At 72.8% G+C, this 25,985-nt stretch carries 21 protein-coding genes and 1 pseudogene; 10 read left to right on the top strand and 12 right to left on the bottom strand.

Annotation, left to right across the window (positions count from 1 at the left end):
- Positions 1–113 precede the first annotated feature (113 nt).
- The gene (locus tag ACQP0T_RS26930) at positions 114–1,292 is read right to left on the bottom strand and encodes a pyridoxal phosphate-dependent aminotransferase (RefSeq protein WP_433870535.1); all 1,179 of its coding nucleotides are present in this window, start codon (positions 1,290–1,292) and stop codon (positions 114–116) included.
- Positions 1,293–1,374: 82 nt separating this feature from the next.
- Here ACQP0T_RS26930 and ACQP0T_RS26925 point away from each other — a divergent pair, with 82 nt between their 5' ends.
- On the top strand, positions 1,375–2,259 hold the full coding sequence (locus ACQP0T_RS26925; protein WP_433870534.1) for a phosphoribosylaminoimidazolesuccinocarboxamide synthase: 885 nt from the start codon (positions 1,375–1,377) through the stop codon (positions 2,257–2,259).
- 45 nt (positions 2,260–2,304) lie between these two features.
- A complete protein-coding gene (locus tag ACQP0T_RS26920) occupies positions 2,305–2,853 on the top strand; it encodes a hypothetical protein (RefSeq protein ID WP_433870533.1) in 549 nt (182 codons plus the stop codon).
- A gap of 87 nt (positions 2,854–2,940) precedes the next feature.
- Here the strand turns inward: ACQP0T_RS26920 and ACQP0T_RS26915 are convergent, their stop codons facing one another.
- Entirely contained in the window at positions 2,941–3,576 is a 636-nt protein-coding gene (locus ACQP0T_RS26915) for an MBL fold metallo-hydrolase (RefSeq protein ID WP_433870532.1), read from the bottom strand.
- Positions 3,577–3,979: 403 nt separating this feature from the next.
- Positions 3,980–4,978: an NAD-dependent epimerase/dehydratase family protein gene (locus ACQP0T_RS26910; RefSeq protein WP_433870531.1), complete on the bottom strand. Its 999-nt coding sequence runs from the start codon at positions 4,976–4,978 to the stop codon at positions 3,980–3,982.
- A gap of 211 nt (positions 4,979–5,189) precedes the next feature.
- Between ACQP0T_RS26910 and purS the strand changes: the two genes are divergently transcribed.
- Genes purS through purL form a run of 3 tightly spaced genes read left to right on the top strand, consistent with a single transcriptional unit; the run spans position 5,190 to position 8,403 of the window.
- A complete protein-coding gene (gene purS, locus ACQP0T_RS26905) occupies positions 5,190–5,429 on the top strand; it encodes a phosphoribosylformylglycinamidine synthase subunit PurS (RefSeq protein WP_433870530.1) in 240 nt (79 codons plus the stop codon).
- Positions 5,426–6,103, top strand: coding sequence for a phosphoribosylformylglycinamidine synthase subunit PurQ (gene purQ / locus ACQP0T_RS26900; protein ID WP_433870529.1), 678 nt, complete (start codon positions 5,426–5,428; stop codon positions 6,101–6,103). The genes purS and purQ overlap by 4 nt, the downstream gene beginning before the upstream one ends.
- Positions 6,100–8,403, top strand: a complete 2,304-nt coding sequence (gene purL, locus ACQP0T_RS26895; RefSeq protein WP_433870528.1) for a phosphoribosylformylglycinamidine synthase subunit PurL — start codon at positions 6,100–6,102, stop codon at positions 8,401–8,403. The genes purQ and purL overlap by 4 nt, the downstream gene beginning before the upstream one ends.
- Before the next feature lie 108 nt (positions 8,404–8,511).
- On the opposite strand, the gene ACQP0T_RS26890 is transcribed toward purL, so the two are convergent.
- Together ACQP0T_RS26890 and ACQP0T_RS26885 are read right to left on the bottom strand one after the other, a co-directional pair.
- A complete protein-coding gene (locus ACQP0T_RS26890; protein ID WP_433870527.1) occupies positions 8,512–9,507 on the bottom strand; it encodes a pentapeptide repeat-containing protein in 996 nt (331 codons plus the stop codon).
- Between the two features lie 126 nt (positions 9,508–9,633).
- The gene (locus ACQP0T_RS26885) at positions 9,634–10,368 is read right to left on the bottom strand and encodes a lysozyme (RefSeq protein ID WP_433870526.1); all 735 of its coding nucleotides are present in this window, start codon (positions 10,366–10,368) and stop codon (positions 9,634–9,636) included.
- A gap of 544 nt (positions 10,369–10,912) precedes the next feature.
- Between ACQP0T_RS26885 and ACQP0T_RS26880 the strand changes: the two genes are divergently transcribed.
- Positions 10,913–13,072 carry a putative bifunctional diguanylate cyclase/phosphodiesterase gene (locus ACQP0T_RS26880; RefSeq protein WP_433870525.1) on the top strand — a complete coding sequence of 720 codons (2,160 nt, stop codon included), beginning with the start codon at positions 10,913–10,915 and terminating at the stop codon, positions 13,070–13,072.
- A 72-nt stretch (positions 13,073–13,144) separates the two neighbouring features.
- Here the strand turns inward: ACQP0T_RS26880 and ACQP0T_RS26875 are convergent, their stop codons facing one another.
- From ACQP0T_RS26875 to ACQP0T_RS26865, 3 genes are all read right to left on the bottom strand, one after another.
- Positions 13,145–15,076 (bottom strand): glycoside hydrolase family 15 protein, encoded by a 1,932-nt coding sequence (locus ACQP0T_RS26875; protein ID WP_433870524.1) that lies wholly within the window; start codon positions 15,074–15,076, stop codon positions 13,145–13,147.
- A 33-nt stretch (positions 15,077–15,109) separates the two neighbouring features.
- Positions 15,110–15,691: a type VII secretion system-associated protein gene (locus ACQP0T_RS26870; RefSeq protein ID WP_433870523.1), complete on the bottom strand. Its 582-nt coding sequence runs from the start codon at positions 15,689–15,691 to the stop codon at positions 15,110–15,112.
- Between the two features lie 80 nt (positions 15,692–15,771).
- Positions 15,772–16,149: a PRC-barrel domain-containing protein gene (locus ACQP0T_RS26865; protein WP_433870522.1), complete on the bottom strand. Its 378-nt coding sequence runs from the start codon at positions 16,147–16,149 to the stop codon at positions 15,772–15,774.
- A gap of 383 nt (positions 16,150–16,532) precedes the next feature.
- Here ACQP0T_RS26865 and ACQP0T_RS26860 point away from each other — a divergent pair, with 383 nt between their 5' ends.
- The 3 genes from ACQP0T_RS26860 to ACQP0T_RS26850 all read left to right on the top strand — a co-directional run bounded on the left by ACQP0T_RS26860 (position 16,533) and on the right by ACQP0T_RS26850 (position 20,129).
- On the top strand, positions 16,533–17,540 hold the full coding sequence (locus tag ACQP0T_RS26860; RefSeq protein ID WP_433870521.1) for a sodium:calcium antiporter: 1,008 nt from the start codon (positions 16,533–16,535) through the stop codon (positions 17,538–17,540).
- 409 nt (positions 17,541–17,949) lie between these two features.
- Positions 17,950–19,113: a S8 family serine peptidase gene (locus ACQP0T_RS26855; RefSeq protein WP_433870520.1), complete on the top strand. Its 1,164-nt coding sequence runs from the start codon at positions 17,950–17,952 to the stop codon at positions 19,111–19,113.
- A gap of 317 nt (positions 19,114–19,430) precedes the next feature.
- The gene (locus ACQP0T_RS26850) at positions 19,431–20,129 is read left to right on the top strand and encodes a DNA-binding response regulator (RefSeq protein ID WP_433870519.1); all 699 of its coding nucleotides are present in this window, start codon (positions 19,431–19,433) and stop codon (positions 20,127–20,129) included.
- Positions 20,130–20,372: 243 nt separating this feature from the next.
- Here ACQP0T_RS26850 and ACQP0T_RS26845 read toward each other — a convergent pair whose 3' ends face one another.
- From ACQP0T_RS26845 to ACQP0T_RS26830, 4 genes and pseudogenes are all read right to left on the bottom strand, one after another.
- On the bottom strand, positions 20,373–21,155 hold the full coding sequence (locus ACQP0T_RS26845) for a sensor domain-containing protein (protein WP_433870518.1): 783 nt from the start codon (positions 21,153–21,155) through the stop codon (positions 20,373–20,375).
- A 106-nt stretch (positions 21,156–21,261) separates the two neighbouring features.
- A pseudogene (locus ACQP0T_RS26840) lies at positions 21,262–21,665 on the bottom strand (DUF4259 domain-containing protein).
- A 2-nt stretch (positions 21,666–21,667) separates the two neighbouring features.
- Complete coding sequence (locus ACQP0T_RS26835) at positions 21,668–23,413, bottom strand: polymorphic toxin-type HINT domain-containing protein (protein ID WP_433870517.1); 1,746 nt, start codon at positions 23,411–23,413, stop codon at positions 21,668–21,670.
- Between the two features lies 1 nt (position 23,414).
- Positions 23,415–24,206, bottom strand: coding sequence for a sensor domain-containing protein (locus ACQP0T_RS26830; RefSeq protein ID WP_433870516.1), 792 nt, complete (start codon positions 24,204–24,206; stop codon positions 23,415–23,417).
- A 491-nt stretch (positions 24,207–24,697) separates the two neighbouring features.
- On the opposite strand from ACQP0T_RS26830, the gene ACQP0T_RS26825 reads away from it, so the two are divergent.
- Positions 24,698–25,594 (top strand): MerR family transcriptional regulator, encoded by an 897-nt coding sequence (locus tag ACQP0T_RS26825; RefSeq protein WP_433870515.1) that lies wholly within the window; start codon positions 24,698–24,700, stop codon positions 25,592–25,594.
- Positions 25,595–25,985: the final 391 nt, after the last annotated feature.

Below are 25,985 nucleotides of genomic sequence, written 5' to 3'. Positions count from 1 at the left end.
ACCTCAGCTCACCCGGGGACTTCACCCCAGGTTGCCAGAGAATCGGGCCGCCGGAACCCGGACGAGGCCCAGACCAGGGACATCTCAGGGTCGGCTCGCGGGATCGGTCCGCCTCAGGGGCGCGGGAGCCGTTCGCCGAGGCGGGCCAGGGCCCCGGCGATGGCGTCGGTGTCGCCGGCGAAGGAGATTCGCAGGTAGCGGTGCCCGGCCACCGGGTCGAAGTCCACGCCCGGCACCACCGCGACCCCGGTGTCGTCGAGCAGCTCCCGGCAGAAGGCGGTCGAGTCGTCGGTGAGATGCCCGACGTCGGCCCAGGCGTAGAACGCGCCGTCGGCGGGGGCCACCCGGGTGATGCCGAGCTCGGCGAGGCCGTCGAGCAGCAGGTCCCGGTTGGTGCGGTAGCGCGCGACGTGGCCCTCGACCTCGGCGGTGGCGGCCGGGTCGAACGCCGCCACCGCGGCGTGCTGGGACAGCGCGGGCGGGCACAGCGCGAAGTTGCCCGCCAGCGAATCCACCGCGCGGCGCAGCTCGGGCGGCACCAGCATCCAGCCGAGCCGCCAGCCGGTCATGCACCAGAGCTTCGAGAAGGAGTTGACCACGACCGCCTCGGTGGTCAGCTCCCGAGCGGTGCGCGGCGGCTCGCCGTCGGCGTAGCTGATGCCGTGGTAGATCTCGTCGCTGATCAGCCGCACCCCGCGCGCCCGGCACCAGTCCACCAGCTCGGCGAGCTCGGCCCCGGGGATCACCGTGCCGGTCGGGTTGGACGGGCTGGCCAGCACCAGCCCCTGCACCGGCTCGTCGAGCGCGTCGAGCATCGCCGCGGTCGGCTGGAAGCGGGTCGACTCGTCGCAGGGCAGCTCCACGACCTCGCAGCCCAGCGCCGACAGGATGCCCCGGTAGGCGGGGTAGCCGGGCCGGGCCAGCGCCACCCGGTCGCCCGCGTCGAAGGCGGCGAGGAAGGCCAGCAGGAAGCCGCCGGAGGCACCGGTGGTCACCACCACCTCCGCCGGATCGACCGGCACGCCGTGCGCGCGGTCGTAGTGCCCGGCGATCGCCTCGCGCAGCTCGGGCAGCCCGAGCTGCTCGGTGTAGCCGAGCGGGTGCTGCCGCAACGCCTCGGCGGCGGCCTGGCGCACCACCTCCGGGGCGGGGCTCGACGGCTGGCCCGCGGCCAGCGAGATCACGTCGCCGTGCGTGCGCTGGCGCGCGGCGGCCGCGGTCAGCACCTCCATCACCTGGAACGGAGCGATGTTCGCGCGGCGGGCCGCGGTGAGCGCGTCTGGCGTGACCATGCCGATCAGCGTGCCAGACGAGCCGCCGGTGCCCGACCGACCCGGTCGACCCGTGCCGGGGCCGGTGGGTGAGAATCCGCCCGTGGTCGCACTCGCCGAATACCCCCTGATCGCCGCGGGCAAGGTCCGCCAGCTGCACGCCGTCGACGACGAGCACCTGCTGCTCGTGGCCTCGGACCGCATCTCGGCCTACGACCACGTGCTGGACACGCCGATCCCGGACAAGGGCCGGGTGCTCACCGCGATGAGCGTGTTCTGGTTCGAGCTGCTCGCCGACCTGGTGCCGAACCACCTGGTCGCCGCCGACGACCCGCGCATCCCCGGTGAGGTGCGCGGCCGGGCGCTGCTGGTGCGGCGGCTGGACATGGTGCCGGTGGAGTGCGTGGCGCGCGGCTACCTCACCGGCTCGGGGCTCGCCGACTACCAGCGCACCGGCGCGGTCTGCGGGGTGCCGCTGCCCGCCGGGCTGGTCGAGTCCGCCGCGCTGCCCGAACCGATCTTCACCCCGGCCACCAAGGCCGAGCTGGGCGCCCACGACGAGAACGTCAGCTTCGCCGCCGTCGCCGCCCAGGAGGGCGAGCAGCGCGCCGCCGAGCTGCGCGACCTCACCCTGCGGATCTACCGCCGGGCCGCCGAGCACGCCCGGGAGCGCGGCGTGGTGCTGGCCGACACCAAGTTCGAGTTCGGCACCGGCGCCGACGGCTCGCTGGTGCTCGGCGACGAGGTGCTCACCCCCGACTCCTCCCGCTTCTGGCCCGCCGACCAGTACCGGCCCGGACGGGTCCAGCCCTCGTTCGACAAGCAGTACGTGCGCGACTGGCTGACCTCGGCGGAGTCCGGCTGGGACCGCGCCGCCGACGTCCCGCCGCCCCCGCTGCCCGAGCACGTCGTGGCCGCCACCCGGGACCGCTACGTCGAGGCCTACGAGCGGATCACCGGGCACCGCTTCGCCGACTGGCCCGCCTGAGCCGGTCGCGGGTCGAGCTGTTCTCGCAGCGCAACGGCCCGCCGCTTGGATGAGAACGCCTTCATCCGGACTTCAGAGCAGACTCACGATCGGCCGCGAAGCTTGTCCTCGTCAGCACGAAGACGAGGGGAAGTGACCATCATGGGCATTCGGAACGCGAAGCGGGCAGTGATCATCCCGGCGGCGGCGCTCGCCGCGGCGGCGCTGTGCGGGGCGGGCGTGGCCATCGCCAAGGACACCGCGCCTGCCGACCCGGCGCCGGTGGCGGCGCAGGCTCCGATGCCGCCCGCGCCGGTCCCGCCGCAGGACTGCCTCGACGACGACCGCGATGACCGGTTCGACGACCGGCACGACGACGACCGGGACGACCGGGACGACCGGTTCGACGACCGCGATGACCGGGACGACCGGTTCGACGACGACTGCCGACCCGGCCAGGTCGACGACCGGCACGACGACGACCGCGACGACCGGCACGACGACCGGGACGACCGGTTCGACGACGACCGCGATGACCGCGACGACCGCGATGACGACCGCGACGACCGCGACGACCGGCACGACGACGACCACGACGACCGCGGCGACGACTGATCGGCACCCGCCGGAGGCCGGGCCCCGGCGCTCGCCGCGGCGAGTGCACCCGGGGCCGCTCCTCGCGACCGGGCGCCGTCCCGGCGCTCAGACCGAGGTGGCCCGGCCGCGCTCCAGCACGTCGATCCGGGTGCCGGACGGCCCCAGCCGCTCGAACATCCCGTAGTGCATCTCGGGCCGGGCCAGCACCGCCTCGTGGATCGGCACCGCCGAGCGCGGCGCCACCTCGCGCAGGAAGTCCACCGCTTCGGAGACCTTCAGCCACGGCGCCCCGGTCGGCAGGCCGAGCACGTCGATCTCCTGCTGGGGGACGAAGAACGAGTCGCCCGGGTGGTAGAAGGCGCCGCCGTCGACGACGTAGCCCACGTTGTCGATCACCGGGATGTCCGGGTGGATGACGGCGTGCGCACCGCCGACCACGTCGATCGACATCCCGCCGAGCCGCAGCGCGTCCCCGGGGCGCGCGGTCCTGGGCTCCAGCCCCGAGTCGGCCAGCGACCCGGCGGAGTCGGCGTCGGCGACCAGCCGCGCGTCCGGGTTCGCGGTGAGCAGCGCGGGTAGCCGGTCCAGGTCGAGGTGGTCGGCGTGCTGGTGGGTGACGAGCACCGCGTCGAGGTCGCGCAGGCCCTCGAAGTCCGAGGCGAAGGTGCCCGGGTCGATCAGCACCCGACCGGAGTCACCCTCCACCAGCACGCACGAATGACCGTAATGAGTGATCCGCACACCGTCTCCTTCCTGAGCGTCCGCCTGTCGGACCCGCGTCGGCGCCTCCGGCGCCAGGGACCCTCCCCACCACCGGGCGAGGCGAGCGCGGAGGCAGGTTCCGGGTGAGGGGCACCTGCATCCGGCATACCCGGGTGGAGGTGCCCCTCACTCAGCACCCTTCCGGGTGAGCCGCGCCCCGGATCCGAACGAGGTGAGGGGCACCCTTGCACCCCGTAACGTGGTACAGGGTGCCCCTCACTCGCCACCCTTCAGGGTGAAGTTGACGTAGGTGCTTTCAGGATGCGGCGGAGCCGCATGCGGTGAGGCCGTCAGCTTGCACCGCGGCCCGTGCTCGGACGTGACCGCTGAGGTTCCGCTACCGGCACCGCCGCGCAAGCCATTGGCGAAAGTGAGCGAGTCCTCACCGGGTGTACCAGGTGCGGGTGGGCGTGGTGCGCAGCAGCTCGGCCTCCTCGTCGGGGGTGAGCCCGGCGCGGCGCTCCCGGTCGATGCCGCGGGCGCGCTCGGTCTCCAGCGCGGCGCGGGCCGTGTCGGCCAGCGGGCGGACCGGGAGCCCGGCCGCCAGGACCGGACCGGCGTCCCGGGAGGCCAGCCCCCGGTGGCTGTTCGGCAGCCACAGCGGCAGCGACTTCGGGCCGCCCCACGGCTGCACCCCGGCCGCCGCCAGGTCCGCCGGGGCCGCCGCGACGAGTTCGGTGCCGGCCGGCGCCAGCGCGTCGGCGAGGCCGGTGAGCAGCTCGCGCAGCGGGACGGCCGGTCCGATCGCGTCGTGCGTGCCGCCCCGCCCGTGCTCGGCGGCGTCCAGCACCCAGGCGGCCAGGTCGCGCACGTCGACGTGCTGGATCGACTGCTCGGGGTCGTCGGGCACCAGCACCCGGCCGCCGCGCGCCATCCGCTGCGCCCAGTAGCCGAACCGGTCCGACCCGTCGTCGGGTCCGGTGATCAGCCCGGGGCGGACCACGAACGCGCCCGGGTGCGCGGCGCGCACGGCGTTCTCGCAGGCCACCTTGATGGCGCCGTAGATCGCCGGGTCGCGCTGGGCGTAGTCCTCGACGGTGGACTCGTCGGTGACCGGGTCGAGCACCTCGGGGCCCGGGACGAGCGTGTCGGCGTAGACGTTGATCGTGGACACGAAGGTCCAGTGCCCGGCCCGCAGCGAGGCCAGCGCGTCGCGGACGTAGCCGTAGGACATGGTGGCGAGGTCCACCACGGCGTCGAACTCCGCCCCGTCCAGCGGGCCGAGGCCCTCCCGCCGGTCCACCCGGACCAGTTCGGCGCCGTCGGGCACGTCGCCGCTGATGCCCCGCGCCGCGCAGGTCACCTCGTGCTCGCGGCGCACCGCCTCGGCGGCCACCGCGCGCCCGACGAAGGCCGTTCCGCCCAGAACCAGGATTCGCATGGGCACACACTGCACGCGATCGGCTGCCGAGGGCGACGGTTCTCGCTGTGGGCTGAACACCTGAGGTGAGGCAGGCCACCTCCGACCCCCTGTCCGCGAGGGTGAACTCCCAGCTCAGTTACCCTTTGGCAGTATTGCTGGCCATCCGTCGGGCGGCAGTGAGCTGCGTTGCCTGCCCGGGCGGACCGCACGGAAACCGGGAGCTGCACCCGTGGCCCGAGTCGTTGTCGACGTCATGCCGAAGCAGGAGATCCTGGACCCGCAGGGACAGGCGGTGGCCAACGCGCTGCCGCGGCTCGGGTTCGACGGCATCTCCGGAGTCCGGCAGGGGAAGCGTTTCGAGCTGGAGGTCGCCGACTCCGTCGACGACGACACGCTCGCCCAGATCGCCGAGACCCTGCTCGCCAACCCCGTGATCGAGGACTTCACCGTGCGGTGGGTGGAGGCGTGAGCGCGCGGATCGGGGTCATCACCTTCCCCGGCACCCTCGACGACGTGGACGCCGCCCGGGCGGTGCGGCGGGCCGGTGGGGAAGCCGTGGCGCTCTGGCACGCCGACCACGACCTCAAGGGCGTGGACGCGGTGGTCGTGCCCGGCGGCTTCTCCTACGGCGACTACCTGCGCTGCGGCGCGATCGCGAAGTTCGCCCCGGTGATGACCGAGGTCGTCACCGCCGCGCACCGCGGGATGCCGGTGCTCGGCGTGTGCAACGGCTTCCAGATCCTCTGCGAGACCGGGCTGCTGCCGGGCGTGCTCACCCGCAACGCCGGGCTGCACTACGTCTGCCGCGACCAGTGGCTGAAGGTGGAGAACAACACCAGCGCCTGGACCACCCGCTTCGACGCGGGCGCCGAGCTGCTCATCCCGATCAAGCACGGCGAGGGCAACTACATGGCCGACACCGCGGTCCTCGACCAGCTCGAGGGTGACGGCCGGGTGCTGTTCCGCTACGCCGGGGACAACCCGAACGGTTCGCAGCGCGGCATCGCGGGGATCACCGACGAGCGCGGTCGGGTCGCGGGCATGATGCCCCACCCCGAGCACGCGATCGACCCGTTGACCGGCCCGACCGACGACGGCCTCGGCCTGTTCCTGTCCGCCCTCGACGCACTGGTGGCAGCGTGACCGACATCGTGGACGTCGACGGCCCGGCCGTCGACAGCGTGGAGCACGCGAAGGCGTCTCCCGAGCTCCCCCAGCCCTACCAGGAGCTGGGGCTCAAGGACGACGAGTACGCCCGGATCAAGGAGATCCTGGGCCGCCGGCCGACCGAGGCCGAGCTGGCGATGTACTCGGTGATGTGGAGCGAGCACTGCTCCTACAAGTCCTCCAAGGTGCACCTGAAGTACTTCGGCGAGACCACCACCGACGAGATGCGCGCCAAGATGCTCGCGGGCATCGGCGAGAACGCCGGAGTGGTGGACATCGGCGACGGCTGGGCGGTGACCTTCAAGCTGGAGAGCCACAACCACCCGTCCTACGTGGAGCCCTACCAGGGCGCCGCGACCGGGGTCGGCGGCATCGTCCGCGACATCATGGCGATGGGGGCGCGGCCGGTGGCGGTGGCCGACCCGCTGCGGTTCGGCCCGGCCGACGCCGAGGACACCGCGCGGGTGCTGCCCGGCGTGGTCGCCGGGGTCGGCGGCTACGGCAACTGCCTGGGGCTGCCCAACATCGGCGGCGAGGTCGTCTTCGACGACTGCTACGCGGGCAATCCGCTGGTCAACGCCATGTGCGTGGGCGTGATGAAGGTCGACGACCTGCACCTCGCGCACGCCAGCGGGACCGGGAACAAGATCGTCCTGTTCGGCGCCCGCACCGGGCTGGACGGCATCGGCGGGGTGTCGGTGCTGGCCTCGGAGACCTTCGAGGGCGACGAGTCCGGCTCCGGCCGCAAGAAGCTGCCCAGCGTGCAGGTCGGCGACCCGTTCGCCGAGAAGGTGCTCATCGAGTGCTGCCTGGACCTGTACCACTCCGGGCTGGTCGTGGGCATCCAGGACCTCGGCGGCGCCGGGCTGGCGTGCGCGACCTCGGAGCTCGCGGCGGCCGGTGACGGCGGGATGCGGGTGGACCTGGACCAGGTCCCGCTGCGCGCCACCGGGATGAACGCGGCCGAGATCCTCTCCAGCGAGTCGCAGGAGCGGATGTGCGCCGTGGTGCGCCCGTCCGACGTGGACGCCTTCATGGACGTCTGCCGCAAGTGGGACGTCACCGCCACCGTGATCGGCGAGGTCACCGACGAGGAGAACCTGCGGATCGACTGGCGGGGCGAGCTCGTCGTCGACGTGCCGCCGCGCACCGTCGCCCACCAGGGCCCGGTGTACGAGCGGCCGGTCGAGCGCCCCGCCGAGCAGGACCTGATCGCCGCGGACAACGCCGCCACCCTGGCGCGTCCGTCCACACCGGACGAACTGCGGGACACCCTGCTGCGGATGGCCGCCTCGCCGAACCTGTGCTCCCGCGCGTGGGTCACCGACCAGTACGACCGCTACGTGCGGGGCAACACCGTGCTGGCCCAGCCCTCCGACGGCGGGGTGCTGCGGATCGACGAGGAGACCGGCCGGGGCATCGCCGTCGCCACCGACTGCAACTCCCGCTACACCCGGCTCGACCCGTACGAGGGCGCGAAGCTGGCGCTGGCCGAGGCCTACCGCAACGTGGCCACCACCGGCGCCACCCCGATGGCGGTGACCAACTGCCTGAACTTCGGCTCGCCCGAGGACCCGGGCGTGATGTGGCAGTTCCAGCAGGCGGTGCGCGGCCTCGCCGACGGCTGCCAGGAGCTCGGCATCCCGGTCACCGGCGGCAACGTCAGCTTCTACAACCAGACCGGGAACAGGGCGATCCTGCCGACCCCGGTGGTCGGCGTGCTCGGCACCATCGACGACGTCAGCCGCCGCATCCCCACCGGCATCGGCGGGGAGCAGGGCGAGACGCTGCTGCTGCTCGGCGAGACCCGCGAGGAGTTCGGCGGCTCCGAGTGGTCCCGCGTCGTGCACGACCACCTCGGCGGCACCCCGCCGAAGGTCGACCTGGCGCGGGAGAAGCTGCTCGCCGAGGTCCTCGTGGCGGGCTCCCGCGACGGCATGATCTCCGCGGCGCACGACCTCTCCGAGGGCGGCTTGGCGCAGGCCCTGGTCGAGACGGCGCTGATCGGCGAGTGCGGCGCGCGGGTGGTGCTGCCCGAGGACGCGGACCCGTTCGTCTGGCTGTTCTCCGAGTCCGCGGGCCGGGTGCTCGTCGCCGTCCCGCGCAGCGAGGAACTGCGGTTCACCGACATGTGCACCGCCAGGCAGCTCCCCTGGACCCGGATCGGCGTCGCCGACTCCGGCTCGTCGAGCCTGGACGTCCAGGGCGTCGCGGACATCCCGCTGGCCGAGCTCAGCGAGGCCTGGGAAGGCACCCTCCCGGCCCTCTTCGGCTGACCACCCCGGTCGGCTGACCAGCGCTCCGTTCCAGGTGAGGGGCACCTTCATCCGGCATAGGCGGATGAGGGTGCCCCTCACTCAGGTCCCGAACGGGTGATCGCGGGGTCAGAGGCCGGGGAGCGGGGCGTCGGTTCGCGGGGGTTGGGCCCAGGTGGTGCCCGCGAAGTCGGGGTCTTCGGCGAAATCGATCGCCCGGAGATCCGCCGGTCCGGTGAACTCCGCGTCGCGGAAGGTGATCCGGTCGCCGAACCGGCTGCGGGCGAACTTCACCTCGCCCGCGAACAGGGTCCGGTCGAAGCTCGCCGGACCGGAGAAGTCCACGCCGCTGAACCACGCCCGGCCGTGGAACACCGCGTCCTCGCAGCGGACCCGCCCGGACAGCCGACCGGAACCGATCGTCGCGCCGGTGAGCCACACCGGGCCCAGGAACGCGCACCGGCTGAAGTTGTTGCTGCTGCGCAGCAGCGCGTGCCGCAGCACCACCGAGCCGATCTTGCGGTCGCTGAGGTCGAAGTACTCCAGCGCCGCGCCGGTGAGGTCGAGGTCGTAGGCGGGCGCCGCGTCGTCGTCGGCGGCGGGCAGCAGTTCGGTGATGAGCCGCTGCGCGGTGAGCCGGATGCCGAGCTTGCGGTCCGCTTCGTGCCGCTCGCGCTGCGACCACCCGGGTTCGCCGTCGGCGGCCTGGAGGGGGTCGTCACCGTAGCGCGGGTGCAGGAACGGCCGGCGCAGGTACGAGCACAGCACGTCGATCACCGTCCGGGTGTAGGCCGGATTCGTCCGCGCGAGCCCGGCCAGCGCGTGCAGCGCGCCCACCCGGACCTGGTCGGCCTCGCTGCCGAGCAGCTCCACGGCCCGCGCGAACCGCTCGTCGGCCACCCGGTCGTGCTCCAGCGCGTGCCGCTGCTCCTCGGTGCGGCGGCGCCGGTCGTTGAGCCAGAGGGCGTAGAGGGCGACGATGGAACCGGCGGCGAGCCCGCCGGTGCGCAGCGCGTCGGCCCCGGTGGCGCGGGTGTCGAGCAGCAGCAGCGCCGCGCTGATGCCGACCAGGGCCAGCACGGCGAGCACGATGGTCAGCACCAGCCCGACACGACGATCACCCATGCGCGTGATTGTGCCCGCGCGGCCCCGGCGCCCGGGGCGTTTCCGCCGACCCGGCCGGCATCCGGGAGCGGTGCCTGGACGGACCGCGGCGGGTCGTCGACGGCCCGCCGCGGTCGAGGGCCCGGGTCAGCCGTTGGCCAGGGCCTGCAGCCGGTCGTAGGCGCCGTTGAACGAGTTCTGGTCCAGCGGCGAGGACGTGTACTGCCAGAAGGTGTGGAAGCCCCAGCCCACCGGGAGCGGGCCGACCGAGTCGGCGTAGCGGGCCACCCACAGCGGGTTGGTGTCGCCGAAGTCGGCGTTGACGCACTGGTTCCACCAGCTCGTGCTGGTGTAGATGACGGGCCAGCGGCCGGTGCGGGCGTGGTAGGTGTCGCTGAAGCTCTTGATCCAGGCGGTCATCTGCGACTGGTTGAGCCCGTAGCAGGTGCTGCCGTAGGGGTTGTACTCCATGTCGAGCGCGCCGGGCAGCGTCTTGCCGTCGCGGGACCAGCCGCCGCCGTTGTCGACGAAGTAGTTGGCCTGGGCCGCGCCGCTGGACCGGTCCGGCAGCGCGAAGTGGTAGGCGCCGCGGATCATGCCGATGTTGTAGGAACCGTTGTACTGCTGGGCGAAGTAGGGGTTCTCGTACCCGGTGCCCTCGGTCGCCTTGACGTAGGCGAAGCGCATCCCCTGGCCCCACCAGTGCGGCCAGTCCACGTTGCCCTGGTGGCTGCTGACGTCGATGCCGCGCACCGTGGCGAGCGGGTCGAGCCGGGGTTCCAGGCCCGGTTCGCCGGAGCCTTCGTGCTTGCGGATCTGCGAGCCCATCGCGTGATCTTCGGTCGGAGTCCCGCTGGGCGGTTCGGTGACCTGCGTGCCCATCGCCTGCTCCTTCGCCGGAGGTGCTGTGCTTGCATGCGCGGGCGCACAGAGGATCAGAGCGCCTGTGCAGAACATCGATAGTAGGAAGGCCCAGCGCGGGCGGCGAGCAGATCCACTCGGTCGGTACATCGCAACCTCTCGGGGTTTCGTAGCTGAGCGTCGCACGGGGAGTGACGCCTCTGCCCCGGAAGTGTGGCGAAGACTTTTCGCCCTCCCCAGCACCTGTGTTAGTTTTTCACCGCACTGGCCCAATCCGGACATCCGGTCGGGAAACACGTGTCCCCGGTCGCGTGATGTGTTCCGCGCACAACCCGCCGCCGGGTTCGGGCGTCGACAAGAGCAAGACCCATTCACGCTTCCGGGGCAGGCGGTCCGTTCCGCCCTCCGCCACCGGCGGCGGTCGCCCGGTGGCTCACCTGGCCTGCTCAGATGAGGTGGACGACGATTGCCCAGGGCGCGATACGAGGTTCGACCATCCGACCGATCCGGTCGTATGCTCCGGACATCGGCCCAGGCGAGTACGACGAGTGGAGGGCGCCCAGGCATGACTGGCTGGACCGCGCCGGTGCCCAGCGCTCAGGACTCGACCGCCGAGGTCACCCGCGGTGACCGGCAGCACTTCGCGGCGGTGTGGGCGCAGAACCTGATGGGCACCAGCTACGTGCCGATGACCAGCGCCGAGGTGGAGAGCCGGTTGGCCGGCTACACCGATCGGCTGGTCGACGCGCTGCTCAGCGAACCGTTCGACCCGGGCCCGGCCCGCTCCGTCGGCGTGGACCTCGTCGCGGTGCACTTCACCAGCGCCGAATCGCTCGGCCGCACCGTCGACCTGCTCGGCGCCGAGCTGCTCGACGCGCTGCGGCTCGGCGGGGACGGCTGGCGCGACCGGGTCGCCGCGCTGCAAGGCGCGCTGTGCGCCGGGTTCCTCCAGGCCGCGCGCAAGCGGACGCTCGACGAGCAGGAGGCCATCCGGCAGGCCGTGCTGGACGCCCGGGACGCCGTCGAGCAGGCGTTGCGCACCAGCGAGGCCCGCTTCCGGGCGATCTTCACCGAGGCCGCGATGGGCATCGGCATCGCGGACATGACCGGGCACGTCCTGGAGGTCAACGACTCGCTGCGGCGCATCCTGGACCGCCCGGCGGAGGACCTGCGCCGGATGACCGTGCACGAGATGGTGCACCCCACCGACGACGCCGGGCTGTGGCGGATGTACGAGGAGCTGGTCCGGGGTGAACGCGACCAGTACCGGGTGGAGAAGCAGTTCCACCGCCCCGACGGCAGCACCGTGTGGACCGAGATGATCGTGTCCCTGGTGCGCGCCGAGGACGGGATGCCGCAGTTCCAGGTCTACATGGTCGAGGACGTCACCGAGCGAAAGCGCCTCCAGGAACGCCTGCGCCACCAGGCGATGCACGACCCGCTGACCACGCTGCCGAACCGGGCGCTGTTCCTGGAGCGGCTGTCCGAGGTGATGCACGACCACGCGCCCGACGAGCGGATCGCGCTGTGCTACATGGACCTCGACGGGTTCAAGGTGATCAACGACAGCCTCGGCCACCACGTCGGCGACGACCTGCTGCTGGCGGTCGGCCAGCGGCTGGAGCGCGCGGTGCGCGGCGACGACCGGCTGGTGGCCCGGATGGGCGGCGACGAGTTCGTCATCCTGATCCAGGGTTCGCCGGGCACCGAGCACGCCATCGAGGTCGCCGACACGGTGCTCGGCGCGCTGCGCGCCCCGTTCCGGATCGGCGGCCACGAGCTGTCGGTGTCGGCCAGCATCGGCATCGTGGACCGCCCGCTGGACGGCCAGAGCGCCGCGGCGCTGATGCGCGACGCCGACGTGACGCTGTACTGGGCCAAGGCCGACGGCAAGAACCGGTGGGCGCTCTACGACCACGAGCGCAACGCCAGCGAGGTCGCCCAGTTCCGGCTCTCGGCCAAGATGCCCGCCGCCCTGGAGGCCGGGGAGTTCTACGTCGACTACCAGCCGCTGATGGGCCTGCGGGAGCAGACCGTGGTCGGCGCCGAGGCGCTGGTCCGCTGGTGGCACCCGGAGTTCGGCAGGCTCGGCCCGGACAAGTTCATCGGGCTGGCCGAGGAGACCGGCCTGATCGTCGCGCTCGGCCGCTGGGTGCTGCGCCAGGCGTGCCTGCAGGCCAAGCGCTGGCAGGACGAGTTCGGCAACCGCGCGCCGTTCATCAGCGTGAACCTCGCGGTGCGCCAGTCCCGCGACCCGGGGCTGGTCGCCGACGTGGAGGCGATCCTCGCCGAGACCGGCTTGGCCCCCACCCAGCTGCAGCTGGAGCTCACCGAGAGCGCCATCATGGGCACCGCGGACGAGCCGCTGGACGCGCTGCGGGCGTTGTCCCGGATGGGCGTGCGGATCGCCATCGACGACTTCGGCACCGGGTACTCCAACCTGGCCTACCTGCGGCACCTGCCGGTGCACGAGCTCAAGATCGCGGGGTCCTTCATGGAGGGGCTGCGCGACGCGGAGCGGGCCGATCCGGTGGACGCGCGGATCGTCGGCACCCTCGTGGAGCTCGCGCACGCCCTGGGGCTCACCGTCACCGCCGAAGGCGTGGAGACCTTCGCGCAGGCGCGGCGGCTGGCCGACATCGGCTGCGAGACGGGCCAGGGCTACTTCTTCGCCAAACCCGGCCCACCGGAGGACCTGCGCGACTTCATCACCGCCCACCTCTGAGGACCCCGGACCACCCGGAAGAGTGGTGAGTGAGGGGCACCCTGTACTCCGTGACGTGGTACAGGGTGCCCCTCACTCACGTACCGAACGGGTGGCGCGGTCCTGGCCGAAGTGGTGGCCCTCGCGGCGGCGTTGCGCTGCTCGGCGTCGGCTGCGGTCGGCGCGGGTGGGGCCCAGGTAGAGCGTCGACGCGGCGTTGACCAGGCCGAGGTGGCTGAAGGCCTGCGGGAAGTTGCCGGTGAACCGCTCGGCCACCGCGTCGTACTCCTCGGCGAGCAGCCCGACGTCGTTGGTGAGCTCCAGCAGCCGCTCGAACATCGCCTCGGCCTCGTCCCGCTCGCCGATCTCGACCAGCGCCTCCACCATCCAGAACGAGCAGGCCAGGAACGAACCCTCCACACCGGACAGCCCGTCCACCGCGTGCCGCTGCGCGGCGGTGCTGTAGCGGTCGACGAGCACCCCGTCGTGCTGGAGCTCGCGCTGCACCGCGCGGACCGTGGCCACCACCCGCTCGTCGTCACCAGGCAGGAAGCCGACGGTGGGCAGGAGCAGCGTGGCCGCGTCGAGCTCGGTCCCGCCGTAGTACTGGGTGAACGCGCCGACCTCGGAGTTCCAGCCGCGCTCCAGCACCTCGGCGTGCACGGTGTCGCGCAGCTCCCGCCAGCGCTCCACCGGACCGGGCAGACCGTCCTCCTCGGCGGCGCGCACCGCGCGGTCGAAGGCCACCCAGACCATCACCCGGGAGTGGGTGAACACCCGCTCCGGGCCGCGCACCTCCCACAGCCCCCGGTCCGGTCGCCGCCAGATCCGCTCCAGGTGCTCCAGCATCCCGCGCTGCACGCCCCAGGACTCGGCGTTCTCGGTGACGCCGCGCTCCCGCGCCAGGTGCAGCGCGTCCATCACCTCGCCGTAGATGTCGAGCTGGCGCTGCCGGTAGGCGTCGTTGCCCAGCCGCACCGGACCGTTGCCGTGGTAGCCGGGCAGCCAGTCCGCCTCCCACTCCGGCAGGTGCCGCGCCCCGTCGATGCCGTACATGATCCGGACCTGCGACGGGTCGCCCGCCACGGCCCGCACCAGCCAGCGGCGCCAGGCCGCCGCCTCCTCGTAGCAGCCGAAGTTGTCCAGCGCGAGCAGCGCCATCGTGGCGTCCCGCAGCCAGCAGTACCGGTAGTCCCAGTTCCGGTCGCCGGGGATCGCCTCCGGCAGCGACGTGGTGGGCGCGGCGACGATGCCGCCGGTCGGCGCGTAGGTCATCGCCTTGAGCGTCACCAGCGAGCGGTGCACCGCGTCCCGGTGCGGGCCGTCGTAGGTGATCCGCGAGCCCCACTCCCGCCAGAAGTCCTCGCTGTCCCGGATCTCCTGGTCGGGGTCCATCGGGGCGGGCAGGTCGTCCGGGTCGGGCGCCCACTGGAGCACCCAGGAGTAGCGCTCGCCCGCCGCGACGGTGCGGGTGAGCTGGTGCGCCCGCTCGTGCTCCACCCGGTGCGGCAGCAGGTCGCCGCGCAGCACCACCGAGTGCGGGCCGGCGATGGCGACGATGTACTCGTCGAGCACCGGCTCGGTAGCCCGCACCCGGTGGACCCACGGGATCGCCTCGCCGTAGGCGAACCGGATCACCCAGCGCATCCCGATCTCGACGTGCCCGGACACGCCTTCCACCGCCCGCACCAGGCACGGCTCGTCGCCCTGGTTCTTCTCGTGCGGCGGCATCGTGTCGATGAGCCGGACCACCCCGTCGTCGGTGTGGAACTCGGTCTCCAGCACCAGCGCGTCGCCCCGGTACCGACGCCGGACCTCGCGCACCGGGCCGGTCGGGGCGATCTGCCAGTGGCCTTCCGCGTCGCCGCCGAGCAGGCGGCAGAAGCACGACGGCGAGTCGAACCGGGGCAGGCACAGCCAGTCCACCGAGCCGTCGCGACCGATCAGCGCGGCGGTGCGCAGGTCGGACACCAGCGCGTAGTGCTCGATGGGTCCGGGGCCGCCCCGGAGGCGATCAGTGCTCATGCCGCCGAGGCTAGGCACCTCCCTCGATGGTGGCTACCGACTCGCGGCGGCCTCGGCCAGCACGCTGTTCGGGATGACCGCCTGCACCGCGTCGGTCAGGTTCAGCCCGAGGTCCAGCCCGCCGAGCAGCGCGGGCAGGTCGGCGCCCGCGACCCGGCGCGCGCCCGGCCAGTCCGCGGGCACCCGCGACTCGGACGTGCAGGCCGGGACGAGCTGGCTGCCGTCGGACATCTCCGCCGCGTAGACCGCCTCGGCATCGCCCGCGTCCTCGGGCGAGTACAGCAGCACCTCGCCGTCGAGCACGGCCTCGGGCAGCCGGTCCTCCGGCAGCTCGCCGTTGGCGATGCCCTGGAGCACCTCCTCCAGCGAGTTCGTCGGCTCCGGCAGTTCGCCCGCCAGGTCGGAGGGCTCGTAGGCGGAGTTGAACTGGAACTCCTCGTCGATGTCGCCGTTGTCGTCGATGTAGTACGCGCCGACGACGCCTTCCGGCGGCACGTCGTCCCCGGCGTCCTGGTAACCCGGGTCGACGATGTAGAGCCAGTTCCCCGGGTTCTCCCGGGCGTAGTCGCGCATCGCGTCGGTGATCGGCGGTGCGCCCTGCTCGCTCGGCTGCATGCGTTGCTCCGTCCTGGGCCGGTCGGACCGGCCGTCGTGGCTCCCGGTGGGTGCACCGGCTGTTGCCACCGAGGGTGCCATCAGCCGCCGGGCGTGCCGGGTGGACGGTGGCCCACGGCACCCGAGGTCCTCGGTGCGGGGATGCGGTCGTAGTGGTGCTGGAGGGCGTCCTCCTGCTCCTGGAGCAGGTCACCGCGCTCGGTGTCCACGAACGGCGCGCGCCGGACCACGTCGCGGCTCACCGCGACGGTGACCCGGGCGCCGTCGAAGGCCGCCCCGTCCAGCGGGACGAAGGTCTCGTTGGTGCCGAAGAGCCCGGTCTGGACGGTGATCCAGGCGGGCTCCTCGGTGCTGTCGTCGAGGAACAGGTCCCCGACGATGCCGATCCGCAGCCCCGCCGGGTCGAGGACCTCGCACCCGTACATGCGCAGCGCTTCCCGCTGTCCGATCGTGGTCATCGCGCCTCCCCCCACGCCCAGTCTCCCCCGGAGCACCCCCGCCCGGCACCTCGGAACCGGTTCGGGGGAGCCGCGAACGGGTAAGGACGAAGGCACAACCACCGACCACGAGCCGACCACCCACCGACAAGCGACCGACTACGAGCCGGACCACCGTCAGGCAAGCGGCGTCAGCCGCTTCCGCACTACCCCACCCTCGCAACTGGCACCGCCGCGGGTTCTCAGCGGTCTTCTCGCGAGGACGCCCTGACGCTGTGTACGCGCTTGTACATGAGGAAGGGCGCCCGGAACGAGAAGGCCGCTGAGGTTCCGCCACGGGCACCGCTCCGCAAAAAGACCACGACGCGAGACAGCAAGGAGGAGGACCGCTGGGGCCTTGGTCTTTGCCTTTCAGCCTGGTCGTCTTCGCCGTGGCGGCGACCGTGACGGTGCTCGGCGCGGTGCGGATGGCCCGGCTCGGCGACGTGCTGGCCGATCGCACCGGGTGGGGCGAGGCGGTCTTCGGTGCGCTGTTCTTCGGGGCCACCACCTCGTTGTCCGGGATCGTGATCACCGCGGTCACGGCGGCCACCGACAGCCCGACCCTGGCCTACAGCAACGCGGTCGGCGGGATCGCGGCGCAGACCGTCGCGATCGCGGTCGCCGACCTGTTCCACCGGCGCGGGAACCTCGAGCACGCCGCCGCGTCGCTGACAAACATCCTGTTCGGCTGCCTGCTGATCGGGATGCTGGTGCTGGTCGTGCTGGCGAGCTTCGTGCCGCCGGTCGTGGTCGCCGCCCTCCACCCGGTGTCGTTCCTGCTGGTCGCGGTGTACGTCGGCGGGCTGCTGCTGATCCGCCGCAGCGGGGACCGGCCGATGTGGCGGGCGGTGTTCACCCGGACGACGCAGCGGGACGAGCCGGTCGACGACGGTGCCGATCCGCGCCGGACGCGGACCATCTGGCTGGAGTTCACCGCGGTCGGGATCACGGTCGGCACCGGCGGCGCGGCGCTGGCCGTGGCCGCGGAGGGGATCGTGGCCGCCACCGCGCTCGGCGAGGGCTTCGTCGGCGCGGTGCTGCTCGGGGTCGTCAACGGGCTGCCCGAGGCGGTCACCGCGATCGCCGCCGTGCGCCGGGGTGCCCTGACCCTCGCGATCGCCGCGATCCTCGGCGGCAACTGCTTCGACGTGCTCAACGTGGCGATCGGCGACGTCGCCTTCCGCGGCGGTTCGCTCTACCACGCGGCGGGACCCGACGAGCTGTTCCTCACCCTGGCCAGCGCGCTGATGACGGTGATCGTGATCACCGGTCTCCTCGTCCGGCAGGACCGGGGTCCGGGCCGGGTCGGGTTCGAGGGGATCGCCCTGCTCGGCACCTACGCGGCCATCATCGCGGTCCTCGCGAACTGACCCGTCCGTGTCCTGCCGGCGCACGTCCGGCCCCCGAAAGGTGAGCAGGTGAGGGGCACCTTGCCCGAGTTACTCGGATGAAGGTGCCCCTCACTCGCCGGTCGCCACCCGGTCGGGTGCGGGGGCGCGGGCGCGTAACGTCGCGGGGCTTCCCGGCGATGCTCGATTCGGTGAGTTCTGCCCGGATATTTCGCCCAAGCCGGGGCAAAACACCGCGACCTGCGGAAACGCCATCGGGCATTCCCGCTCGGTGACGCCGGAGTTGGGAAAGTCTTCACCCGGCTTACCGATTGAGTGGCAACAATTCGCCAACATCACCCTTTCGTGTGGTCATCCCGGTTACGTTCCGAAATGCCAAGCCGTCAGGTTCCGCTCGGCCCCACCCGAGCGGCACTGAAGGAGGAACCACATGAAGAAGCTGTTCTACGGCACCGGTGCGGGTGTCGCCGCGGCAGCGATGGTCTTCGCGGCCGCTCCGGCGGGCGCCGAGCCCATCCTGGCCCCGCTCACCCTGCACCCGCAGGCCAAGGACGCGGGCGGCCAGGACACCTACCTCGTCAACCTCAAGGACGGCATCGCCGCCCAGGGGGTCGCCGAGGAACTCGGCGTGCAGGCCCGCAACGTCTACTCCGCCACCATGAACGGGTTCTCGGCGACGCTGAACGCCGAGCAGCTCGAGGACGTCCGCTCCAGCGGCAAGGTCGAGGGCGTCTCGCAGAGCTACTCGATCCAGGTGGAGCCCAGCGACGCCGCCGCCGTCGACTCCTGGGGCCTGGACCGGCTCGACCAGCCGCAGCTCCCGCTCGACGACACCTATGCCCCGGCCGGCGACGGCTCGGGCGTGACCGCCTACATCCTCGACACCGGCATCGACCCCTCCCACCCCGGCTTCGGCGGGCGCGCGTCGGTCGGCTTCGACGCCACCGGCGGCGACGGGCAGGACGGCCACGGCCACGGCACCCACGTCGCGGGCACCATCGGCGGCGAGACGCACGGCGTCGCCACGGGCGCCGAGCTGGTCGGCGTGAAGGTGCTCAACGACAACGGCAGCGGCACCACCGAGCAGATCGTGTCCGGCATGGAGTGGGTCGCGCAGAACGCCAGCGGCCCGTCCGTGGCGAACATGTCGCTCGGCGGCCCGAAGGATCCGGCGCTCGACGAGGCGGCCACCGCCCTGGTCGACAGCGGCGTGTTCCTCGCCGTCGCGGCGGGCAACGAGGGCCAGGACGCCGAGAACGTGTCCCCGGCCAGCGCCGAGGGCGTCTTCACCACCGCGGCCTCCGACCAGAACGACGGCTCCGCCAGCTTCACCAACTTCGGCTCCACCGTCGAGGGCTACGCGCCCGGTGTGGACATCGTCTCGCTCGCTCCCGGTGGCGGCACCGACACCATGAGCGGCACCTCGATGGCCAGCCCGCACGTCGCGGGTGTCGGTGCGCTGTACCTGGCGGCCAACGGCGGCGCGACCCCGGCCGACGTCATCTCCGGGCTCCAGGACCAGGCGGCGACCGACGTCATCCAGGGCGCCCCGACCGGCACCATCGCCGACCTGCTCCAGATCGGCGACCTCTGATCGCGAGCACGCCCGTGGACCGGCCCTTCCTGCACCGCCAGGGAGGGCCGGTCGCGTCCGGCTGGTGCGTTCAGGGGCGGACCGCTGCGCCGGTCGGGGTCAATCGGAGGTCGACCAGGGCGAACCGCCGAAAGTCGGTTACCCCGTTCCGCCCCGCTCGATACGTTGACGACGTCGGGGGTTTCGATGCCCGCGGGCCCAGGCCGCGGTGCTAAGTGAGGTGTGCTGTGCTACCCGGATACCCGGACACGCTGGAACAGACCCAGCCGCCGGTCGCGGGACCAGCGGAGACCGGACAGGCAACGGCCCGAGCCCACGTGGAGGCGCGCGCCGCGGTCGCCTCGGTCGCCCGCTCGCACAGCGGCAGCGGCGGGGTGCTCCAGGTCGTGCACGGCCCCAAGCGCGTCGGCTGGGCCGCCTACGAGCTGCAGAGCAACGCCACCACCCTCGTGCAGGGCGTTGCGAAACCGCCCTACGTCACCACGGGACCGCTGGACTCGCTGGAATCCCGCAAGCTCGCCGAAGGCGTGCGCTACCAGGTGCTCTACGACCGCTCCGCGCTCGCCCGGCCGCCGCAGCTCGACATCACCACCAAGCTCGTCGCGCTCGGCGAGCAGGCGCGGGTGATCCACGTCGCGCCCACCAAGCTCATCATGGTCGACGGCGAGATCGCGCTGCTGCCGCTGACCGTCAGCGAGAACTCCATCGAGAGCGCCGTGGTCGTGCGCAGCTCGGCCATGCTCGCCGCCATCGCCCGCATCTTCGAGGACCTCTGGCGTTTCGCCGCGCCGTTCAGCGCCGCGAACGACGTCTCCGGCGGTGAGGTCCAGCCCACCGAGGAGGAGCGCTGGATCCTCTCCCTGCTCGCCTCCGGCGCCACCGACGACACCATCGGCCGCCTGATGGGCTTCAGCGCCCGCACCGCGCACCGCCGCGTCCGCGAGCTCATCGCCCGCCTCGGCGTCGAAACCCGCTTCCAGGCCGGCATGCAAGCCGTGAAGCTCGGCTGGTTGTGAGGGGGCGGAAGCGGCTTCCCCGCTCGCCCGGGCCCCTGCGTTGCGGACCGAAGGTGCTCACTCGCGCCGTAGGTGAGGGGCACCCTCGTCCTGATCAGAGGACCTTCCCGCAAGCGGCGGAGCCGCTGTGCGGTGCGGCCGTCACCTCGCACCGCCGCTGAGGTCCCGCCACCCGCACCGCCCCGCAGGCCATGCTGAAAGCGGTCTTCACTGGGGCAAGGGGCTTCTCGAACAGGTCGGTAGTCAGGCGCCTGCTCGGCCGAAGAACCGTTCGGCGAGCCGCGCCGTGGCCGGGGCACCGTCGCCGGCTCGGCAGACCGAGACCTGCAGGACGCTCGACCCCTCCAGCCGGGCCTGCCGGAAGCAGGCCCACGGGGCGCCGTCCTGGAACCCGATCCAGATCAGCACGTCCGGGCTGGTCGTGTAGACGCCGTAGGACCAGGACGAGGTGGTCTCGCCGATCCGCCGGGCGGCGTCGCAGCCGCTGACCCCGTCGCTCAGCGTGCCGAACACCTCGGTGGCGCGCGCCCGGTCCGGGTAGGTGCCGATCACCTGGGTCACCACGGCGGACTCCGCGGAGTCCTGGTAGGTCGCCGAGTGGAACCGCGTCCACCCGGGGGCGTAGACCGCCTGCGTCGTGGGTCCGACGGCGACCGCGCACTCCGGCGGATCGGCCCGCGGCGGTGGTGGTGGTTCGCTCCGGCTCGTACCGGCGTGCAGCGGGACGCCCACCGCATCGCCGGCCTCGGCGGGCGTGAGCACCTCCGCCCGCACCGCGCCCGGGATCGCGCGCATCACCGCGGGCCAGGCGATCCACGCCACCAGCGCTGCGATCACCGCGAACTGCACGGCGGCGATGACCACCCAGAGGTGGCGGCGCGGTCGGCGCGGTTCGGGTTGCGGTGGTGGCGGTGGGGAGTACGGCCAGGGGTGCGGTTGCGGCGGGCCCCAGTCCGGCGGGTCGGGCGGCGTCGGGAACGGACGTGCGGGGGTGCGCTCCCCATCGGGCGGTGGGCTCTGCGGCACCGGCATCACTCCTGCACAATCGCGGCGCGGAAGGCCCAGGAGGGCTCGTGCGCAAGCATAGTCGCCCGCTCGGCGTCGAGATCCTCCGCGCAGCTCGCGAATTCCCTCAGCTCCCGGTGGCTTCCCGCCGGAGGCGTTCGACCTCGGCCCGCCAGGAGTCGCCGAGCCCGGCGTCCGCCCACAGTCCGCGGATCTCGGAATCCGGGGCCAGGGCTCGGGAAAGCGCCGGGGGGATCAAGCCGACGAGATCCGCGGGCGGCTCCGGCAGGGTGAGGTCGGCGTCGGCGAGCACCGCCGCCGCGCCGCCGCGCCGCGCCAGGACCAGGGCCGCGGCGGCGATGGCGGCTTCGGCGGTGTCGCGTTCCAAGTAGTCGCCCGGGGGACGTCGGCGGCCGAGCGCAGCGCTTCGCGGAGCGCGTCGACGGCCTGCTCCGGGGCCAGTTCCCGCAGGTCGTCGCAGAGGTCCAGCGCGGAGTCGTTGTCCAGCGGACCGGTTCCGGAGGCGCTCACCTTCACCCCCACCGGGCCAGGAAGTCGCGGGCCGCGCTCAGGTACTCGTCGTACCTCGGGTTGTCGCGGCGGATCGCCCGCTGGTTGGCCAGCACGGGCGAGTAGCGGTTCTCGGCCATCTGCTCCAATCCCCTCCGCGCTGCTCGGCTGTCGGTCCGGTAGAGCACCACCGGCGTCAGCTCCGGGTAGTTGCGCTGGTGCGTGGCCAGCCGGGACCGCAGATTCTTCGCCATCCCGGTGCGCACCACGATCCCGCTCGCCGACAGCAGGGCGTAGACGCCGCCCGTGGCGTTCGGGTCGCCCGGGGCGCGGTGGTCGGTGCCGAGCCGCGACGGTTGCGGGCAGGGCGCGCTGTTGTGGACCAGGACCGGGGTGCCGGCCGCGAGCACATAGTACGTGCGGAAGTCGGCGACGGAGAGGTTGTGGACGGTCCGGTGCTGCTGGACCGGGAAGTTGGCGGTGACCCGCACCGGCGCGCGGTCGGGAGTGCTGCTCAGCACTTGACCGGGGCGCAGTTCGTCGGCCTCGACCCAGGTTCGGCGGCCGGGGTCCCAGAACGGGTGGTCGGCGGTGGTCGTCAGCGTCGCGCCACCGATCGTGAGCCGCTGGAGGTCCTTCCGGCCGGTGTCCGTGCTCAGCGCCGTGACGGGCCGGGGCGCGGTGCGGCCGGTCACCGGGTCCGTCGACCGCACCAGGTCCCCGGGGCGGACCAGCTCGATCGGTCGGCTGCTGCCGTCGGCGAGCAGGACGCGGGTGCCGGGGGCGAAGCTGTTCGGCACCGGGCACCGGTCGGGCCTGCGGCGCGGGACGGTGGTGACCTCGTCGACGGTGACGCGCTTGCCGTCCCGAACCGCCACGGCACCGCCGCGCGCGACGGCGCGGTCGAAGTTCTGCTCCGCGGCGGAACGCGGGCCCACCACCAGGGCGGTGTAGGTCCCGGAGGGTTTGGGGACCAGCCCGGCGAACAGGCAGCGCGGTCGCAGCCCGGCGGCCTGGCCGACCGGGAGGCCACCCACCGCGCGGGGCGAGAGGGTCGCGGTGCCGGGCCGCATGTCGACCTCGACCCCGTGGCGCTCGGCGTAGTCGTCGAGCGCCGCCGCCTCGTCCTGCCGGGACGTCGGATCGCCCCGGGTCGCCCGGTCGCCCGGCGGGCGGGCCGGATCGCCACCCGGGGCTTGTCGCACCGTTGCCGGGAGTTCCCCGAGCGAGTCCACCAGGGCGCCGGCCCACTGCCGGAGGAGCTGCTGGCGCCGTCCCGGCAGCGCGGTGCGGTCGTGGTCGAGCTGCGCCTGCCGGGATTCGAGCTGCGCCTGCTCCGACGCGAGCGCACCGCTCCGGGCGGAGAGGGCGCCGTCCTCGGCCAGCAAGCGCGCCTGTTCGGCGTTGAGCGCGGCGGCCCGGGAGTTGAGGGCCCGCGCCACCGCGGGCGGCGCCCCGTTCGGGTACCGGTCCACCTCCGCGTTGTGCGCGTCGATCCGCCTGCGCACCGAGTCGAGCCGGGCCGCGACGTCGCGGGACCGCGCGTCGTGCGCGCCGGTCCGCGCCCGCAGCGACGTCTCGGCCGCCCGGAGTTCGGCTTCCCGGCCCGGCAGGGCAGCGAGCCGCTGGTCCACCGCCGCGACCTGCTCGCCGAGGTGGGCGGCGCTGCCGGCGTCCGGCGTGCCGGGGAGCGCGGCGGCGCTGGCGGTGCCGAGGACCAGCGACAGCACCAGGGTCAGGAGCACCGGCAGGGACCATCGTCGGGCCATGTCACGCCCCCGCTCTGCTGAAGAACCGCTCAGCGATCCGCTGGGCGGCGGGCGCGCCGTCACCGCCTTGGCAGACCGCTGCTTGCAGCAGCGAGCTGCCGTCGAGCCGGGCTTGGCGGAAGCAGGCCCAGTCGTTGCCGTCGTCCTCGAACGCGATCCAGATCAGCCGGTCCGGCGTCGCCGCGTACACCTCGTAGACCCAGTTCGAGACGCTCTCGCCCGAGGTCTCCCGGTCGGTCGCGGTCCGCACGGCGGAACCGCAGCCGCCGACGCCCTCGGCCAAGGTGCCGAACGCGGCGGCGGCCGCATCCCGTTCCGGGTATTCACCGAGCACCTGGATCACCACGTGATCGGCGATCTCCGCGGAATCCTGGTAGGTCACCGCGTGGAACGTGCTCCAGCCGGGGGCGTAGACGGCGCGCGTCGCCGGTCCGACGGCCACCGCGCACTCCGCCGGGTCGGCCCCCAGGGGCGGTGGCGGTTCGCTCCAGCTCGTGCCGTCGTGCAACGTGACGCCCAGGACCTCGCTGGCTTCTTCGGGCGTGAGCACGCTGGCCTGCACCGTTCCCGGGATCGCGCGCATCGCCGCGGGCCAGGCGAGCCACCCCACCAATGCGACGATCACGGCGAACTGCACGGCGGCGAGCACCACCCAGTGCCGCCCGCGCGGGGACAGGAGGCGGCGCACCCGGGACGGCTGGGATGGCGGTGGCGGACCCCAGTCCGGCGGGGGCGGATACGCGGTGGAGGTGTGCGGGAACCGCTCCTCGTCGGGCGGCTGGCTCTGCGTCACCGGCATCACCCCTGCACATAGCGGCGCGGAAGATCCAGGAAAGCTCGTAGGAGCAGCATCGCACCAGGCATGGGAGCGAAGGGGGCTTTTCGCTCAGCTCGCGGAAATTCGGACGTGCGGGGAGGTGCGGCGGTGCGGACGCGAAAACGCCCCGGTGCGAGGGGTTCCCGACCGGGGCGTCCGTTCCGTGCGCCAGCCGTGCGGCGTGCCGCTCCTGGCGCCCAGGAAGTCGCTCCACCTCGCGGCCGTGATGGCAAGCGTGCCGCCGTCGCGGTCCTCGGTGTCCCGGAACTGCTCGGGCGGCTCGGGAATCGTGCACCTGGCGCCACGTCTGCGCAGGTAAGCGCGATTCGCGCGGGAAGAGTGCGCCTTATCGCCTCGCACCCGTTCCTGGCATTCGCGCGGCGCGGTGCGCATGGGGTTGCACCTTCCGCGACGGCATGTGGTCCGGTGGACTTGCGTCCCGATGCCCGGAGGAAAGGTCCCCGCTCATGCATTCGTCTTTCATGCCACCCCGTCAGGTCAAGATCGGTGACGCGGCGGCCTTCGTCGGCAGCACGCCACGGGCGATTCGCCATTACCACGAGATCGGCCTGCTCCCCGAGCCGGAGCGGGGCGCCGATGACCGCCGCCGCTACGGGTACGAGGACATGATCCGCTTGCTGTGGATTCGCAAGATGGCCGACGCCGGGATCGCCCTGGACGACATCCGGGGCGCCGTCACCACCGGCACGGCTTCCGCCGGTGCGGACAGCGGGGAAGGTATCGCGGGCATCCTGGAGCGGTTGGAGGGGACCCTCGCCGAGCAGGAGGCGGAATTGCGGCGGCAACGGACGGCCGTGCAGCGGATGCGCACCGAAGGCAGCCGGATGGGCCTGCTCTCGGACTTCGTCACCGAACGCCTCAAGGGCCTGCCCGAGGGCTCCCTGCGCCAGGAGGACCTGGACACCCTGCTGGTCACCGAGCGGATCTTCAGCCCGCTCGGCGCGGCCGTCCAGGCCACCCGCTTCGTCGCCCTGGCCACGCATCCCGCTCTGCGGGCGGAATCCGACCGCATCGATGAGGCCGAGGAGGCACTCGATGACGGTGTCGCCGTCGACGATCCACGGGTGGCTCAGGTGGCCGCCGAGCGGCACGCTTTCGAAAGCGCCCTGCTGGCCGTCATCGAGGAGTCCGGCCTGGACGACGACGATGCCCTCTTCGACGCCTGGGACGCTTTGCACCCTGCCACCGCCGATGACGGCGAGGGCGACCTCGGCAGGCGGGAGGCTGACTCCATGAGCGCGTTCGAAGCCGCCGGCAAGATGCCCTACGACTTCTCCCCAGCCCGCCTGCGCTGCATGGAACTGGTGCTGGAACTCTCCGCCCAGGACTCACCCGCCACCTAGAACACAGCCCAGCGGCGCTTGGGAAAGGAGGACGGGAATCGTTCGCGACGTCGCCCTCGCGCTGGTCTGCCGGCGGTGCTGCTGGACCTCGGGCCGCGTCCGATCGAGGGGCCGCGTCGGATCGAGGAGCCGCGTCGAATCGAGGGGCCGCGTCCGATCGACTTCGCGGCGGAACCGGCGCTGCGGCCGTGGACGCGTTCGGGTTCGCGGTGGCACGTGGTCGGATCGCCCCGGGCGCCGGATACCTGGTGGCGTGCGGGCACGTGGCCCCGCACCGGCCGCGTCCGGCGACTGGCCGGTGGCCGCGCTCGCGCCGCGCGACCCCCTCGGCTCCGCCGCCGCGAAGCGCCCGCCGCCGGACGCCGTCGCTGCCGGGCGGGCGTCGTAGGGT

Source organism: Saccharopolyspora sp. CA-218241 (assembly GCF_050954615.1).
GTDB classification, from domain to species: Bacteria; Actinomycetota; Actinomycetes; order Mycobacteriales; family Pseudonocardiaceae; genus Saccharopolyspora; species Saccharopolyspora cebuensis.
The sequence above is the reverse complement of the archived record's forward strand: the minus strand, read 5'-3'. Positions and strand labels throughout refer to the sequence as shown.

Coding starts and splice junctions, on each gene's coding strand:
- ACQP0T_RS26930 (WP_433870535.1), bottom strand. CDS start 1,292: ATGGTCACGCCAGACGCGCTCACCGCGGCCCGCCGCGCGAACATCGCT.
- ACQP0T_RS26910 (WP_433870531.1), bottom strand. CDS start 4,978: ATGCGAATCCTGGTTCTGGGCGGAACGGCCTTCGTCGGGCGCGCGGTG.
- ACQP0T_RS26890 (WP_433870527.1), bottom strand. CDS start 9,507: ATGGGTGATCGTCGTGTCGGGCTGGTGCTGACCATCGTGCTCGCCGTG.
- ACQP0T_RS26885 (WP_433870526.1), bottom strand. CDS start 10,368: ATGGGCACGCAGGTCACCGAACCGCCCAGCGGGACTCCGACCGAAGAT.
- ACQP0T_RS26880 (WP_433870525.1), top strand. CDS start 10,913: ATGACTGGCTGGACCGCGCCGGTGCCCAGCGCTCAGGACTCGACCGCC.
- ACQP0T_RS26875 (WP_433870524.1), bottom strand. CDS start 15,076: ATGAGCACTGATCGCCTCCGGGGCGGCCCCGGACCCATCGAGCACTAC.
- ACQP0T_RS26870 (WP_433870523.1), bottom strand. CDS start 15,691: ATGCAGCCGAGCGAGCAGGGCGCACCGCCGATCACCGACGCGATGCGC.
- ACQP0T_RS26865 (WP_433870522.1), bottom strand. CDS start 16,149: ATGACCACGATCGGACAGCGGGAAGCGCTGCGCATGTACGGGTGCGAG.
- ACQP0T_RS26855 (WP_433870520.1), top strand. CDS start 17,950: ATGAAGAAGCTGTTCTACGGCACCGGTGCGGGTGTCGCCGCGGCAGCG.
- ACQP0T_RS26835 (WP_433870517.1), bottom strand. CDS start 23,413: ATGGCCCGACGATGGTCCCTGCCGGTGCTCCTGACCCTGGTGCTGTCG.
- ACQP0T_RS26825 (WP_433870515.1), top strand. CDS start 24,698: ATGCATTCGTCTTTCATGCCACCCCGTCAGGTCAAGATCGGTGACGCG.